Raw genomic sequence first — 14,092 nt, 5'->3', positions numbered from 1 at the left:
GAAGGCGGTCAGCTTCAAGCTGTTGGCGCACCCCAAGACCCATCTCTCAACGTTACAAGCGTCCCGCCGCATTTTTGCTAGACTCGGTTCATGACGATGGTTCGAAATACGCGGCAAAGGCAGGCGGTGCTTCAGGCGCTGCAAACCACCCGCAGCCATCCTGACGCGGCTTCTATCCACAAAGCGGTGCGACAAGATTTGCCCAGCATCAGCCTCGGCACGGTGTACCGCACCCTTGACGCCCTGGTCGCGGGCGGCCTGGCCGTGACGATTGAGCGGGCCGGACAGGCCACCCGCTACGATTTTCGGCGCGACGATCACCACCACCACGCGGTCTGCCGCTCATGCGGAGCCATCTTCGATCTCGAAGTCAAAGACGCGCCGCACCTGCCGCCCAGCCAGTTGCCCAGCGGCTTTCAGGTGGCCGACGTGCGTTTAGAAGTTCACGGCTTTTGCGCCGAGTGCCAGTAATTCAGAAACAGAGCTTCCTTCCCATCTCGACAAACTCGGGGGCGTCTTTATCCGGCTTCACGATCAAGGCATAAGAAGAAGACCAGCGAGAGCAATGGCGATTCCTGCTATCCATTCACGGCTTTTCAAAAGAACCCTCGAATGTAGGAGTCATCTTGCTCTCACTGGTCTTGGTTTCTATAGATAGTAACGCCGCTAATCTAGCAAACATTGCTCATTTGAGATGCGGCGTCAACTTGTTCAAAGTTTAAAGATTTACTCGTCCAATCAGGGCGTCTTGAGTGCGTACCCGATTCCGCGTACCGTGCGAATAATTCCGTAGCCGTCGAGGTCGCGCAGCTTGGCCCGCATATTAGCCATATGGACGTCCACCACGTTGCTGTTACTGGGCAATTCGCCGTTCCAGACCTCGCGCTCGATTTCTTGACGCGAGTAGACCCGGCCCGGTTGCCGCGCCAGAAAAGTCAGCAGATCAAACTCTTTGGGCGAGAGGCGAACTTCGTGGCCGTTGTAGTGACACAGCCGCTTTTGCGGGTGAATTTCCAGTGCGCCGATCTGAATGACCTCGCCGTGCTGCTGATGGCGCAACTGCACTTTGACGCGGGCCACCAGTTCTTCAGGATGAAAGGGCTTGGTCATGTAGTCGTCAGCGCCGGCTTCCAGCAAGTTGACTTTGCGGTCTACCGCGTCCATCGCCGTCAGGATGATGATCGGCACCGCGCTGGTTTTGCGTAGGCGGCGGGCGATCTCAGCGCCGTCAAAGTCAGGCAGGCCGAGGTCGAGGATCACCAAGTCGGGTGCATTTTCACGGGCGCTGGTCAGGCCAGTCACGCCGTCGGGCGCGGTCAGAACGCGGTAGCCCGCTTGCTCGAGTTCGTACTGCACCACGCGGGTGATGTCGGGGTTGTCTTCAATCAGGAGAATACGTTGTTCCATAATAATTCATCTTCACTGAGGTGGGGAGAAGCCTCAGCGCCTTTCCGATGCTTAGGGGTCATCTTAATGAAGGTAGCCCCCCAGCGGTTAAGACTAGCCCCTGAGCTGATTTATACTCCCTTAATAAGCCCTTGGCGCAAAAAGAGCTGGGGATGTGAATTGGATAAAGGCACTCACCACTTGGAACTGGACGCGGGCCAAAAGACACGCCCGCGCTGAGCTCCATCCGGGCCTCTGGGAGCGGCTCACACAGCCGCATAAAAGTAGCGGAGACGAAACCACCAAAGCATGGCACTGGCCCCACCTCCACAAAAGATTGCCCTCTAGATTTGTAGTAACGCCTAATGCTAAAATACGGCGGGCAACGCTGCAAGCCGTCTTTTAGCATTAAAAAACGCCTTTCATTAAGTTAAAGTCAGTCTAAATCTACAGCCCACCACGCCTCACGCTGAGCAGCCAGCCTTGCGCGGGGATCACCGAGTGCGCTCAGCGCCTTGGCCAGCCCGTTCCAATCTTGCTCGCTGAGGGGGTCAATCGTCAGCGCCCGCTGGTGAAACTGCGCGGCGTCTTTGACCCGGCCCGCTTCTCCAGCGGCGCGGGCGGCGAGGCTCAGCACCGAGAGCTGGGCTTGCTCGAGGCGCGAGCGCACATCGTCAGCCCAAGGCGAGTCGACTCCCGGCAAAAATTCGCCGTACATGCTAGAGAGTTCACGCAACTCCTCCAAGCCGAGACTGCCCGCTTCGGCCTGCTTGGCTAAGAGTTCAAAGCGCTTGGCGTCGTAAGTGGGGTTGATTTCCTCGGAGAGGGTATAGCGGCGGTTGGTGCTGACCACCGCTTCGTTGCTCAGCGAACGCCTCAAGCGGTGCAGGGTCGTGTGAAACAAGCTGCTGGCCCGCGCTTCGTCTTTTTCGGGCCAGAGCGCCTCGGCAGCTTGCCAGCTGGTGACTTCTTTGTGTTCGAGCAAGTAAAAGAACAGCTCCAAGGCTTTGCGCGATACCCAAGAAACACCGTCACCCTTCCAGATGACTTGAGCGGTGCCTAGCGCTTTGGCTTCGGTGCCGCTGGCTCCCTGCGCGGCCAGACCCGCACGCCTTAAGCGGGCGTCGATGGCCGTCAGCAGGTCTTGGGGCGTGAACGGCTTGGGCAGGTAATCGTCGGCTCCCAAGTTCATACCGCGCCGCACGTCGCCGCGCTCGGCGTGGCTGGACAGCAGCATAAACGGCATGGCCGAGCGCTTTTCATTGGACCGCACCTGTTCCAGGAATTCTAAGCCGGTCATGTACGGCATCACCACGTCGCTGATGACGAGGTCGGGGGTAAACACGTTGAGCATTTCCAGCGCCTCAACCGGATGGCTGCTGGTGCGGACTTCGTGACCAGCCCGCGAGAGAATGACACTGATGAGTTTAAGGATGGCAGCGTCGTCGTCCACCACCAAGATACGCGGCATATGAGAAGTGTATCAGCTTGATACGCCCGCCCTGTCAGATAAACCGCACAAGGGGCGTGGGGGGCATAAGCCTTTGCGCTGCCGGGCGACACCTGCTACACTGTTAAATTGCGTGCTTGCTACTTTGCTGTTACGCGCCGAATCACGCAAAACAGGAGGTGAAACTATGCAAAATCAATACGATCTCAACTTGATCCTCAACCCCAATTTGAGCGGTGATCAGCTTCAAATCGAGAAAGACTACATCAGCAACGCCGTGCAAAACGCCGGAGCCGAAGTGATGAACCTCGACGACGCGGGTAACCGCCGGATGGCGTACCCGATTCAGAAAGACCGCGAAGGCTACTACTTGATGTACACCATCAAGGCCGCCGGCGATCCTGAAAAGGACATCGCTGCCAGCTTGCGTCTGCGCGACAACGTGCGCCGCGTCTTGGTGGTCAAAGACCGCCCAGAGTGGAAGACCAAGAAAGCTTGACCTGCTTTTTCCTTTGTTACGCTCTTGACGTAACGCCTCAATTTTGTTAGCCTTGCTTTACCTTCGTGTATTCGTACACCCAGGCCACGCCCGCAACCAGCCTCAAGCCCATTAGCTACGATTAGTACGTACAGGAGAACTCACATGGCCCGTGGAATGAATCACGTTTATCTGGTCGGCAGCCTTGCCCGCGACCCCGAATTGCGCTACACCCCCAGCGGGGTGCCGGTATTTGAAGCCACGATTGCTGGCGAAGATCACCTGATGGGCAATGACGGCAAAGAGCGCAAGTTGCCCTGGTATCACCGCGTTAGCATTTTGGGTAAGCCCGCCGAGTGGCAATCTGAGCGCAACCTCAAAGCCGGAGACCCGGTTTTGGTGGAAGGCACCTTGGATTACAGCCAGTGGGAAGCTCCAGAAGGCGGTAAACGCTCGCAGGTGCGCGTCAAAGCGCTGCGGATGGAATCGCTCGGCACTCAGCCAGAGCTGGTTCAGGACGCTGGCGGCGGCGTGCGAATGGGCGGCGGCTGGAACACCGTAATGGTGGTCGGCAACCTCGCCCGTGACCCCGAACTGCGCTACACCCCTACCGGGGACGCGGTTCTCGGCCTGAGCATGGCGGTGAACGAAACCTGGAAAGACCGGAACGGCAACCAGCAAGAGAAGACCCACTGGATCGACATTACCTTGTGGCGGGAGTTGGCAGAAGCTTGCCAAAGCCTCAGCAAAGGCGACCCGGTGCTGATTCAGGGACGGCTGGTCAACGACAGTTGGCAAGATAAAGACGGCAACAAGCGCAACACCACCAAAGTAGAGGCAACGAAAGTTGAAGCCTTAGCCCGAGGCGTGGGTGTCGGCACACCCGCAGCCACCTCCAGTGCGCCCCGTATGCAGGCCACGGGCAGCGCACCGACGCGCAGCGCACCACCAGCGCGGGCGGCAACACAAGCAACATCGCCGCAGGGGAACCGTTCGGCAGGCTTAGATATTGATCAGGGCCTCGATGATTTTCCGCCGGAAGAAGACTTGCCGTTTTAAACCTCAGCTTTTGCTGAACAGTCAATTTTACTGAACAGTTGAGGTCGGGCAGGATGCACCACCCTTAAGGACACCATGACCCAAACTGACCGTGACCGCAAACCGCGTGCCAAGGGGCCCAAGCGCCCCCGTAAGCCCAAGGTTGATCCGTTTGCCATCGGCGAACTCGAAATCACCGACTACAAAGATGTCAAGATGCTGCGCCGCTTTGTCTCTGACACCGGCAAAATCTTGCCCCGCCGCCGCACCGGCCTCTCGGCCAAGCATCAGCGCCGCATCGCCCAGACTGTCAAGTTGGCGCGTCAGCTCGCGCTCTTGCCCTACACCGAGAAACTGGTTCGGAAGTAAGGATACTTATGCAGATTATCTTGCTCGAACCGGGCCGACTGGGGCAGGTCGGTGAAGTGGTGGACGTCAAAGCTGGTTACGCCCGCAACTTCCTGATCCCTCAGGGCATGGCCCTGCCCGCCAACAAAAACAACATGCAGAGCTTAGAAGCGCGGATCAAGTCGCGTAACAAAGTGCTGGCCCAAGAGAAGAAAGCCGCCGAGAACATGGCTGAGCGCATGAAAGACCTCAGTGTCGAACTCAGCGTCAAAGCCGGCGAAGGCAAAATCTACGGCGCAGTGACCCACGCCGACGTGGCCGCCGCACTCGCCGCGAAGGGCTTTGAAGTCGACCGCCGCAAGCTGGATATGCCCAAAGCCGTCAAAGAAATTGGCGAGTACGAGATTGCTTACCGTGCCCACTCCGAAGTGAGCGTGCCGTTCAAGCTGATCATCCACGCCAAGAAGTAAGCTTTAAGCCTCACTTCCATTCAGAAGCACGCCCTTCCACTGCGGAGGGGCGTGCTTTTTTGGCTTTGGGGGATATGTGGGCTGCGGCGTTGAAGCCCCACCTTATGACGCCTTCTGAGGCCAGCGCTACACCACCGTCACCAGCAAGACAGCAACGGTCTAGACGTGTTCGTTCGGCTGTCTAAACTATCCTAGCCACCTGCCACCACATCCACCGCGCCGTCCACGAAGCTCAACTCAAGCGCCTGGCCCGCGCTGACTTGCCCGGCCCGCGTCACCACCTCGCCCGCCACGTTTCTGACCAGAGCGTAGCCGCGTGCCAGAGTGCGCTCCGGTGTCAGGCCGAGAACCTGGCGCATGGTGGCGTCCAGGCTGGCAGAAGCGGCGTCCAGCGTGGTGCGGGCGGCGCGGTGGATACGCTCGCTAAGCCGCGAGGTGCCGCTTTCGGCTTGACCCAGCACCTCGCTGCTGTACAAACGAATGGTCTGATAGGCTGCCAGCGTTTCCTCAACCCGCTCGACGACGGTGCCAACGATATAAGCCGCCGCCTTGCTGGGCGTATCTGTTCGCACGTTAGCGAGTTCGTCCAAAATGGTGTCGTCGCGGGCGTGGCCGATGCCGGTGATGACCGGAATGGGAAACGCCGCCACGGCGCGGGCCAGCGCTTCGCTGTTGAGCCACGCCAAATCTAAGCTGGCTCCGCCACCACGAATGATGACCAGCGCGTCGGCGGCCTCCTCCGCGTGGGCGTCGAGAGCCGCTGTTAGAGCGCCGAGCAAACTGGCTTCGGCAGCCACGCCCTGAAAGGTGGCTTCAAAATACTGCACGTCCAACACGCCCGCCCCCTGTAAGCGGTCAAGTTCACCCCGGAAGTCTCCGAGACCCGCCGCCTTGACCGAACTCAGCACCAGCAGGCGGGTAAAGTCCTGCGGGATGGGTAGCGAGCGGTTTTTGTCGAGCAACTTTTCGCGGGAAAGTGTCTTGCGAAGTTCGTCCAAGCGCAGCGCAGCGTCGCCCAAGGTGAATTCCGGCGAGGCGTCGAGGATGTGCAGTGAAAAGCCGTACTGCGGATGAAATTCGGCAGTGACGAACAGCAGCACGCTCATTCCGGCCATCAGCACGCCTCCGGTGGCGCGGCGGAACTTGGCTTCTAAGGCAAAGCGTTCGCGTGCCCACAGCGTTGCCCGGCACTTGGCGACTTCGCGCCCGTCTTCGCCGACTTGCACCAGATCGAGGTAAAGGTGGCGGCGGTCGGTGAGAGAAGCGATTTCGGCCCGCACCCACACCGCGCCGGGAATGCCGCGTGAAAGGACTTGCTCCACATAAAAAAGCAGGTCGCGCAAATTGAGGGTGGTTTGGGGAGCGGCGGAAGGCATAAGCGCAGGCTAGCGCACTGGCATTAACGTAAAGCCGTTAGCGTAAAGCCAGCAGCCGCCCCGCCAGCGCCGCTCCCATTCCCAGGCCCACGTTGCCCAGCAAGTAAAGCGCGACTCTGCCCCACTCGCCGCGCAGCAATAGACCATCGAGTTCCACGCTGAAGGTCGAAAAAGTCGTGTAAGCGCCTAGAAAGCCCACACCCAGTGGCAATCTCAGTTCGGGCGGCAAGACACCGCGCCCGATTGCAGTCAGCAAAAAAGCCAGCACGAACGAGCCGGAAACGTTGATCAGCAGCGTGGCGAAGGGAAAAGCAGCCCAAGCTGAGCGGCTCAACAGGCTCACGATCCACAGGCTCAGGGCGTAGCGGGTCACGGCCCCCGCTGCTCCACCGAGCGCGACGAGAAGGGCGGCTTGGGCAGTCATGCCCAGCAGGATAACGCCAGACACAGGCTTTGGCTTTAGGCACTAAACTTGCGGCGTGATACGCGTCAAAACACTCAGCGGTGAGGAGTTGGACTGGACGCAGGTGTTGGCCCTGCTGCCCGCCGCGCCCGCCAGCTCAGCCGAGCAAAAGACCTCCGATTCACAAAAACCCGTACCGCAAAACGTCTGGGTGGATGTGCAGGCTCCAACGCCCGAAGAATGGCAGTCCATTCGCGCCGCGTTTCCCCTGCACCCGCTGGCGATGGAAGACGCGCAGGAAGAAGGACATTGGAGCCGCTTCGAGTCGTATCCGGCCCACGATTTCATCACCTACCGCACCCTCTCCAAGCCTGAGGAGTGCGACGAATTTACCGAGCGGATCAGCTTGTTTTTGTTTCAAGCCAGCGCCCTGCACGAGGTCGGCAGCATCCTCAGCATTTCGCGGCGCGGCACGCTGTACTTGGGCGGCGTCTGGAAAATGGCGGGCCGCGAGACGGTCAACACGCCCGCCGAGGTGGCTTACGAGCTGCTGGATCACGGCACCGATACCTTCGGCCTTTATGCCAATGCACTGGAAACCCGCATTGAAGGAATGCAGGAGCAGGTCTTCAAAAACGAGCGGCGAGACCTGATCGCCACCGTATTTGAATACAAGCACGACCTTGCAAAGGTGAGGCGCTTGTGCAGCGACGCCCGCGAAGCGCTGCTGCTGCTGGTGCGTCACGGCCACGCCGAGGGCGGCGACGCCATTCTCTACCGCGACGCGCTCAGCAACCTCGACCGCGCCGTACTGCGTTTAGAGGGCGAGCGCGAGGCGCTGACCAGCCTACTCGACATGTCGCTGGGTTTTCAGGGGCAGCGCATGAACGAAGTGATCCGCACCCTGACGGTGGTCAGCACCATTTTTTTGCCGCTGACGTTTCTGGCCGGCGTGTGGGGCATGAATTTTAAGCTTATGCCGGAATTGCAGTGGCCCTACGGCTACGGCGTGGCTTGGGGCAGCTTCGTGCTGGTGGGCCTGATGATGGCGCTGTATTTCAAGCGCCGGGGCTGGTGGTGAGATGGGAGCCGAGTGAAGGAGGGCCGCTTAGCCTTTGCTGATCAGGCACCTGCTGCCGCCGTAATAACTGCTGTCGGTGCCGCTGTACTTGTTGATGATCGCCGTGATTTCGCTGTTGGTTCCCCGCAAAGACGAGCCCCGGTAGGGCAAACGGGTTTCGTTTTCATCCGGCACGCAGATCACATAGCTTGCGCCGACTTTCAACCAAGCTTCGGCAATGATGCCGCCGCTGTTGGTGACGAGGTAGCCTTTGTCAGCGTCCACGAAATACTGCTGCCGCGCCGGGCTGTACTGGGTTTTGGCCTGGGTAATCTTGAGTTTGCCGTCAAAGGCTTTGCCATTTTGATCGGTGCCCGTCAGCACGTACACGTCGCCGGGCCTCAGCGGATTGTCGGCAGTGTTGACTGAGTTGCCCGCAGTTTTGGTGGCGACGGGCGCACAGGCGCACAGCAGCGAAACCGTGAGCAGCAGGGGAGACGAGCGCAAGAAAGATTTCACGATAAGAAGTTTAGCGCCAGCGTCCCCGAACGTACATCAGGGCCACGCCCAGCACCGTCCAGAGTGCTCCGCGCCAATCGCCCGCCAGCATTTGCACCACCCCGATGGCAAAACTCGCAATCCCGCCCAGCAAACCCCATACGCCCATAGCGCCGAGTTTAGGCCGCCCGCTCTGGCAGACTTCTGACACTCACCATCCGCGCTAAAACACGTCCCAGCGCTTCATCAACCACACCACCAGAGTCAATGTCAGGCCCATAAAGATGAAAATTGCCAGCGTCATCCAAGCTTTGTCCTGGTAAGGCAGCGGTACATTCATGCCGAAAATGCCCGTGATGAGCGTCGGAATGGCGATCAAAATGGTGCTGATGGTCAAGAACTTCACCACCTGATTGACATTGTTGCTGATGATGCTGGCAAACGCGCCCGCCATGCTGGTCAGGATGTTACTGGCAATGCCGACCATTTCGATGGCCTGCAAGTTTTCAATCAGCACGTCGTCGAGGAGGTCGCGGTCTTCTTCGTAGAGTTCAAAAATACGGTCACGCTTGACCCGCTCCATCATGGCTTCGTTGGCCCGCAGACCCGTCATGAAATACACCAAGCTCTTTTCCAGCTTGAGAAGTTCCAAGAGTTCTTGGTTGCGGGTAGAGTTTTCCAATTTGTCTTCGGTGCGGTCAACTTGTTTGTTGATATGCCGCACATCGATCAAAAAGCGCTGGGCACTCCGCAAGAAAAGCTGCAAAGTGAGGCGGTTACGCTTGCCCGTGCTGACTTGCCTGACCATTCCATTGATCACGTCCTTGACCACCGGATTGGCCATTGAACAGACGGTCACCACGCAGTGATCGTTGTGCAAGATGCCCAGCGGCACGGTGTCGTAAGGAATGTCAGAGTCTTCGCCGAGGCGGTAACTGGTCTGCATGATGATCAGCAGTTGATTGTCTTCGCGCTCGAAGCGGGCGCGTTCGTCGGGATCGAGCGGGTAGCTCAGGTAATCAAGGTCTAGGCCCGTCTCACGCGCCACGCGGGCAAGTTCTTCGGCGCTGGGAGCCTGCGCGTCTATCCAGCAGCCGTCGGTGTAGGTGTCCAAAATGGTGAGCTTGCCGCCCACACTGCGGTAATAGGTCAGCATGGCAAAGCGCCGCAGATCACATCAGAATAAAATTTAAAGAGTGCAGCAAAGTAGCACATGGCAACCTCCGAACTGAAAACGGCAGCAGTAAAACACGGTGGCGCGGCCTAGTGGCCACAACGGAAGCCATACTGGGGGGTTGTTCGTTGTCGTTCACCATGCCGCTCACCTGCCTCTTGGGTGCTGAAGTTCTGGGCCGGACGCTGCGCTTTTGGCCGCCCGTCATGCTAGCCCAGCCTCTGGGGGTAAGGCAAGCCTCATTGGGGCGCTCCAAATGCGCTAGAGTGAGCGGCTGAACCGCTGCCCGCATTTGCTCCTCGCGGGCCGCGCCTGACTTTTTTTGCAGCGATTCCTTCTAGTTAAACTCCTGCGCGAGTGACGAGGTTTTTTATGGCCGAACAAGATATTGACAAGCTCCTTAGCCTGACCGACAGCAAGTACCGCTTATCGGTGGTGACGGCCAAACGCGCCATTCAGCTCAAAGCCGGTGCGCCCAGCGTGTTGCCGCCGGACGTGAAGGCCAGAACCCACAACCTCGTGACGCAGGCCATGCGCGAACTGGCCACCGGCAAGCTGACGGTGGGCGAGCAACTGATCGACGAAAGCCGCTTCCAGCAAGATTACCAGCGCCAGCGCCAAGCCCAGTTGCAGGCCCAGCTCAACGCCGAGCGCGAGCGCGAACGCGACTGATTACCTCGGCTGAGTCGATAGATTGAGCAATTAAGCTGTGAAAGGCGGCGGGAAAGAAGCGGAGAGAAGCTCTCCTTCCCGCCGCTTTCTTTTGTTCCTTCCGCTAAGCTGGGGCGGTGAGTACATCTGATTCTTCACCCCGCGCCCTCATCATCGTGGGGGGCAGCATGGCCGCCGTCAAAGCGCCGAGTGTGCTGAGGCGGCTGCGGGAAGCGGGTTTTGAGGTGGACGTGATCGCCACCCGCGCCGCGCTTGAGTTTGTCACGCCGCTGAGCCTTGCAACGGCGGCAGGGCGTGAGATCGCCACCGACGCGACTTGGTTTGAAGCCAGACCCGACGCCCAACACCTGACCCTCGCTCGCGCGGAGGTGAGCGTGATCGTGGGAGCCAGCGCCGACTTGCTGGCCCGCGCCGCACATGGCCTGGCCTCTGATCTGGCCAGCGCCACCCTACTGAGCGTGCGCGGCAAGGTGCTGTGGGTTCCGGCGATGAATGAAAAGATGTGGACTCACCCCGCCGTATCAGCCAACGCCCAGACCTTGAAAAATTGGGGCCACCACTTTTTGGGCCCGCAGCAAGGCGCATTCGGCACGCTGAGCGAGGGCGCAGGTGTAGGCCGGATGGCAGAGCCAGAAGAAATCGCGGCGGCGGCGCTGGAACTGCTCAAGGCTTCTGGCTCTGCCCACGCACCAGACCTCAAAGGGCTGAGCTTGGTCGTCTCGGCTGGCCCCACCCGCGAATACCTCGATCCGGTGCGCTTTATTTCCAATCCCAGCAGCGGCAAAATGGGGTATGCGGTGGCGATAGAAGCCCAAGCACGCGGAGCAGCCGTGACTTTGGTGAGCGGGCCAGTGAATTTGCCTAATCCGGCGGGCATCAAACTGGTCAAGGTCGAAAGCGCCCTAGAGATGCACGCTGCGGTGCTGGAAGCCGCGCAAGACGCCCAGATCGTGGTGATGACGGCGGCGGTGGCCGATTACCGCGCCGCCACCCCGAAGACCGAGAAGGAAGCCAAAACGGCGGGCGAGGTCAGCGTCCACCTGACGCCTAACCCCGACATTCTGGCTGCGCTGGGACGCGAAAAAGGCGGGCGGGTGCTGATCGGCTTTGCGATGGAGACGCACGCGGGCGTGGAGCGGGCGGCCCTCAAAGCGCAGCGCAAAAACGCCGACTTTATTTTGCTCAACTACCCCACCCAGCAAGGCACCTCGTTTGGCGGCGACGACAACCAAATTACCTTGGTGCGCCCGAACGGCAGCTTTGAAGAGTGGCCGCGCCTGAGCAAACGCGAGGTGGCCGCCCGATTACTCAACGAAGCTTTGCAAGTGTATATGCAGCACTCTACTGCATAATTATGCGCTAGAATACCCGCCTATGCTCAGCAAGGATCAGCGCCAAAAGCGTATTCAAGAAATTATTGCCCGCGAAAATGTCTCTACCCAGGGCGAGTTGGTAGAACGCTTACTCTCAGAGGGCGTTCAGGTGACGCAGGCCACCGTCAGCCGCGATATTAACGAGCTGCGCTTGGTGCGGGTGCCGATGGGCAAGGGGCGGCACCGCTACTCGCTGGCGCAGGTGCGCGGCAACGAAAACTTGGAAGGTGAACTCGCACGCCTGTTTCAAAACATGGTGCATGATGTTGACCGGGGCGAGAACATGCTGGTGATTCGCACCGCCGAGGGCCACGCTTCAGGCATTGCCCTGCTGCTCGACAAGCTCAGCCGCGACGACATCGTGGGCACCATCGCCGGAGAAGACACCATCTTCGTGGTGGCCCGCAGCATTGAGGAAGGCGAGACGCTCCTCGAAGAATTTCACGACTTGATGCTGGGGTGAAGACGCCCCACCTGAGTTGGTGACTCTGGCTGCGCCCACCCTAAGTCGGCGGCTGGTCTGAGGATCAGTCCAGAAAGTCCCGCGCCCGCAGGTGAGCCATTCGGACGTTGAAGCGCTCCGCTGCCTTGACGCCGCCGAGTTGCCCGGTGCGCTCACGGCCCTCGCGGAACTGCTCGGGACTCCAAGCCCACTTGTAAAAGTCTTGATAAAAGCCCATCACCTCAGCAGCCACGTCCAGCGTATCTTCCACGTTGATCAGGACTTCGGGATAGGGGCTGGCGGGCGCGTAATACTGGTAAAAACGGATGCTCTCGCGCCAAGGCTCGCGCTTCTGGACTTCTTCGCCGCTTTCCAAATTCGGCGTGTCGCTCAGATCGGGCGGCGGCAAAACCGGATCAGCTTCATTGATAATTTTAGGAATGCGGGCCAAGGTAATGGCGTCGTAAGCGATTTTGGCGCTCATGCGGTGGTCGGGATGGGGGTGGTCGTCGCTCCAGGTGATGACGGCATTGGGCCGAAACTGAGCGTAGAGGCGGGCGAGTTGCAACCCCTCGGCGCGGCTGCCGGTCATGCGGCTGTCGCCCATATCGAGAAAGTGGTGCTGAGCGCCGATCTTATCGGCCACCCACGCGCCGTGCTGGCGGCGAATTTTGGTGACTTCTTCGTGCGGGGCGTCGCCAAATTGTGAAGCGAGTTCGCCCAAAGTCGTCCAGACCAACATCACTTCGTCGCCGCGTGCCGCGTGCTTGGCGAGGGTGCCGATACAGCCTATTTCGTCATCAGGATGGGCAAACACAGCCATGATTCGCATAGCGGCCAGCATACTCCCGGCGCAGTGAGAGCGTAAACGAGACGCATCACTCTATGGGAGCTGGGTTTGTTGACGCGTAAAGCGCAGCACCACCAAGAGCGCCCGGTGATCGCTGCCGCCAGCAGGCTGCACTTCGGTGCTCACGGCACTGAGCTTCACAGCAGCGGAGCCGCGCGAGAGCACATGGTCAATCCGCAACACCGGCCAACTGGCCATGAAGGTGTAGCCAAAGCCCCGCCCAGCCGTGTCCCAAGCGTCACTCAACTCGGCGGTCAGGGCGCGGTAGATTCGTCCACGCGGCGGAGTGTTGAAGTCTCCGGCGACAATCAGCGGGCCGCTGATCGCGGCGGCTTCACGCTGCAAAATTTCTAACTGCTGTTGCCGGTTGTCGCGGGTGGTCATCGCTTCACCGTCTAAGACTTTGCTGAGCATCACGGTCGAAAGGTGCAGGTTGATCAGCGTCAATTCGCCCTGCGGGGTCTTGAGCCGCGTCACCAGAAAGCGGCGGGTGGTATTGGGCAAGCTCACTTCACGGGTGGATACCACCGGAAAGCGGCTGAGCGTGATGACTTCAGCCCCCAACGTGCCGGAGCGCGAAACGAAGTAGCCGGGCACCTTGGCCAAAAGCTCGTCGGTAAACGGCCAACGCACGCCGTTGGTTTCCTGCAGGGTGATGATGTCAGCATTTGCAGCGCGGATTTGGTTGGACAGCCGCTCGACGTTGCCGAGCCGTCCACGAGCGATGTTGTAGGTCAGCAGCTTGAAATCACTGGACTGGGGAGGTTCGGCGCTGTGCCAGGTGAAGCCCAGATAAAACAGTGCCGCCCCGCATGACAGTAGCGCCGGAAAAAGGCCGCGCACGTCGCCGCGCCGCACCAGTCTCAGCAGCACCAGCAGCAGCAAAATTGGCGCGGGCCAAGCCAGCAGCACCGGCGGCACGTAGGCCAGCAGCAAAGTCGGCAGCGTTCGCTCGGCCATCCACTCGCCCAGCGCCCAGACCAGCAGTAGCACCAGCAAATACGCCCAGTTGAGGCGAGATACGTTCAGCGGGGGCAGATGGAGGCGGGGCAACTTGAAGCGGCGCATCGCTCC

General features: G+C 59.7%; 18 protein-coding genes. 9 read left to right on the top strand and 9 right to left on the bottom strand.

Going from position 1 to position 14,092, the window contains the following annotated elements; genetic code table 11:
* The first annotated feature begins 90 nt into the window (after positions 1-90).
* Positions 91-471, top strand: coding sequence for a Fur family transcriptional regulator (locus FNU79_RS01015; RefSeq protein WP_124870387.1), 381 nt, complete (start codon positions 91-93; stop codon positions 469-471).
* Positions 472-738: 267 nt separating this feature from the next.
* Here the strand turns inward: FNU79_RS01015 and FNU79_RS01010 are convergent, their stop codons facing one another.
* Together FNU79_RS01010 and FNU79_RS01005 are read right to left on the bottom strand one after the other, a co-directional pair.
* A complete protein-coding gene (locus FNU79_RS01010; RefSeq protein WP_124870390.1) occupies positions 739-1,407 on the bottom strand; it encodes a response regulator transcription factor in 669 nt (222 codons plus the stop codon).
* A 415-nt stretch (positions 1,408-1,822) separates the two neighbouring features.
* Entirely contained in the window at positions 1,823-2,857 is a 1,035-nt protein-coding gene (locus tag FNU79_RS01005) for a response regulator (protein ID WP_143719061.1), read from the bottom strand.
* A 166-nt stretch (positions 2,858-3,023) separates the two neighbouring features.
* On the opposite strand from FNU79_RS01005, the gene rpsF reads away from it, so the two are divergent.
* The 4 genes from rpsF to rplI all read left to right on the top strand — a co-directional run bounded on the left by rpsF (position 3,024) and on the right by rplI (position 5,170).
* Positions 3,024-3,335: a 30S ribosomal protein S6 gene (gene rpsF, locus FNU79_RS01000; RefSeq protein ID WP_124870396.1), complete on the top strand. Its 312-nt coding sequence runs from the start codon at positions 3,024-3,026 to the stop codon at positions 3,333-3,335.
* Positions 3,336-3,479: 144 nt separating this feature from the next.
* The gene (ssb, locus tag FNU79_RS00995) at positions 3,480-4,373 is read left to right on the top strand and encodes a single-stranded DNA-binding protein (RefSeq protein ID WP_143719060.1); all 894 of its coding nucleotides are present in this window, start codon (positions 3,480-3,482) and stop codon (positions 4,371-4,373) included.
* A gap of 75 nt (positions 4,374-4,448) precedes the next feature.
* On the top strand, positions 4,449-4,721 hold the full coding sequence (rpsR, locus tag FNU79_RS00990; protein ID WP_124870403.1) for a 30S ribosomal protein S18: 273 nt from the start codon (positions 4,449-4,451) through the stop codon (positions 4,719-4,721).
* A gap of 8 nt (positions 4,722-4,729) precedes the next feature.
* Complete coding sequence (gene rplI / locus FNU79_RS00985) at positions 4,730-5,170, top strand: 50S ribosomal protein L9 (protein WP_143719059.1); 441 nt, start codon at positions 4,730-4,732, stop codon at positions 5,168-5,170.
* A 191-nt stretch (positions 5,171-5,361) separates the two neighbouring features.
* On the opposite strand, the gene xseA is transcribed toward rplI, so the two are convergent.
* Both xseA and crcB read right to left on the bottom strand, forming a co-directional pair.
* On the bottom strand, positions 5,362-6,546 hold the full coding sequence (xseA, locus tag FNU79_RS00980) for an exodeoxyribonuclease VII large subunit (protein ID WP_143719058.1): 1,185 nt from the start codon (positions 6,544-6,546) through the stop codon (positions 5,362-5,364).
* Between the two features lie 37 nt (positions 6,547-6,583).
* Entirely contained in the window at positions 6,584-6,970 is a 387-nt protein-coding gene (gene crcB, locus FNU79_RS00975; RefSeq protein WP_124870411.1) for a fluoride efflux transporter CrcB, read from the bottom strand.
* 55 nt (positions 6,971-7,025) lie between these two features.
* Between crcB and FNU79_RS00970 the strand changes: the two genes are divergently transcribed.
* On the top strand, positions 7,026-8,030 hold the full coding sequence (locus FNU79_RS00970; RefSeq protein ID WP_225429795.1) for a magnesium transporter CorA family protein: 1,005 nt from the start codon (positions 7,026-7,028) through the stop codon (positions 8,028-8,030).
* Positions 8,031-8,057: 27 nt separating this feature from the next.
* Here the strand turns inward: FNU79_RS00970 and FNU79_RS00965 are convergent, their stop codons facing one another.
* Genes FNU79_RS00965 through FNU79_RS00960 form a run of 3 tightly spaced genes read right to left on the bottom strand, consistent with a single transcriptional unit; the run spans position 8,058 to position 9,663 of the window.
* Positions 8,058-8,528: a hypothetical protein gene (locus tag FNU79_RS00965; protein ID WP_143719057.1), complete on the bottom strand. Its 471-nt coding sequence runs from the start codon at positions 8,526-8,528 to the stop codon at positions 8,058-8,060.
* Positions 8,529-8,538: 10 nt separating this feature from the next.
* Positions 8,539-8,676: a hypothetical protein gene (locus tag FNU79_RS19010; RefSeq protein WP_185974569.1), complete on the bottom strand. Its 138-nt coding sequence runs from the start codon at positions 8,674-8,676 to the stop codon at positions 8,539-8,541.
* A gap of 54 nt (positions 8,677-8,730) precedes the next feature.
* The gene (locus FNU79_RS00960) at positions 8,731-9,663 is read right to left on the bottom strand and encodes a magnesium transporter CorA family protein (protein ID WP_124870416.1); all 933 of its coding nucleotides are present in this window, start codon (positions 9,661-9,663) and stop codon (positions 8,731-8,733) included.
* Positions 9,664-10,053: 390 nt separating this feature from the next.
* Here FNU79_RS00960 and rpoZ point away from each other — a divergent pair, with 390 nt between their 5' ends.
* The 3 genes from rpoZ (at position 10,054) to argR (ending at position 12,189) form a co-directional block, all read left to right on the top strand.
* Positions 10,054-10,353: a DNA-directed RNA polymerase subunit omega gene (rpoZ, locus tag FNU79_RS00955; RefSeq protein ID WP_124873026.1), complete on the top strand. Its 300-nt coding sequence runs from the start codon at positions 10,054-10,056 to the stop codon at positions 10,351-10,353.
* Positions 10,354-10,469: 116 nt separating this feature from the next.
* On the top strand, positions 10,470-11,705 hold the full coding sequence (gene coaBC / locus FNU79_RS00950) for a bifunctional phosphopantothenoylcysteine decarboxylase/phosphopantothenate--cysteine ligase CoaBC (RefSeq protein ID WP_225429794.1): 1,236 nt from the start codon (positions 10,470-10,472) through the stop codon (positions 11,703-11,705).
* 22 nt (positions 11,706-11,727) lie between these two features.
* Positions 11,728-12,189, top strand: a complete 462-nt coding sequence (argR, locus tag FNU79_RS00945; RefSeq protein WP_124870419.1) for an arginine repressor — start codon at positions 11,728-11,730, stop codon at positions 12,187-12,189.
* A gap of 64 nt (positions 12,190-12,253) precedes the next feature.
* Here argR and FNU79_RS00940 read toward each other — a convergent pair whose 3' ends face one another.
* Positions 12,254-13,000, bottom strand: coding sequence for a PIG-L deacetylase family protein (locus tag FNU79_RS00940; RefSeq protein ID WP_143719056.1), 747 nt, complete (start codon positions 12,998-13,000; stop codon positions 12,254-12,256).
* A 51-nt stretch (positions 13,001-13,051) separates the two neighbouring features.
* Positions 13,052-14,086, bottom strand: a complete 1,035-nt coding sequence (locus tag FNU79_RS00935; RefSeq protein WP_143719055.1) for an endonuclease/exonuclease/phosphatase family protein — start codon at positions 14,084-14,086, stop codon at positions 13,052-13,054.
* Positions 14,087-14,092: the final 6 nt, after the last annotated feature.

The organism is Deinococcus detaillensis (genome assembly GCF_007280555.1).
Taxonomy (GTDB): domain Bacteria; phylum Deinococcota; class Deinococci; order Deinococcales; family Deinococcaceae; genus Deinococcus; species Deinococcus detaillensis.
This window is presented reverse-complemented; position numbering and strand designations above follow the sequence as displayed.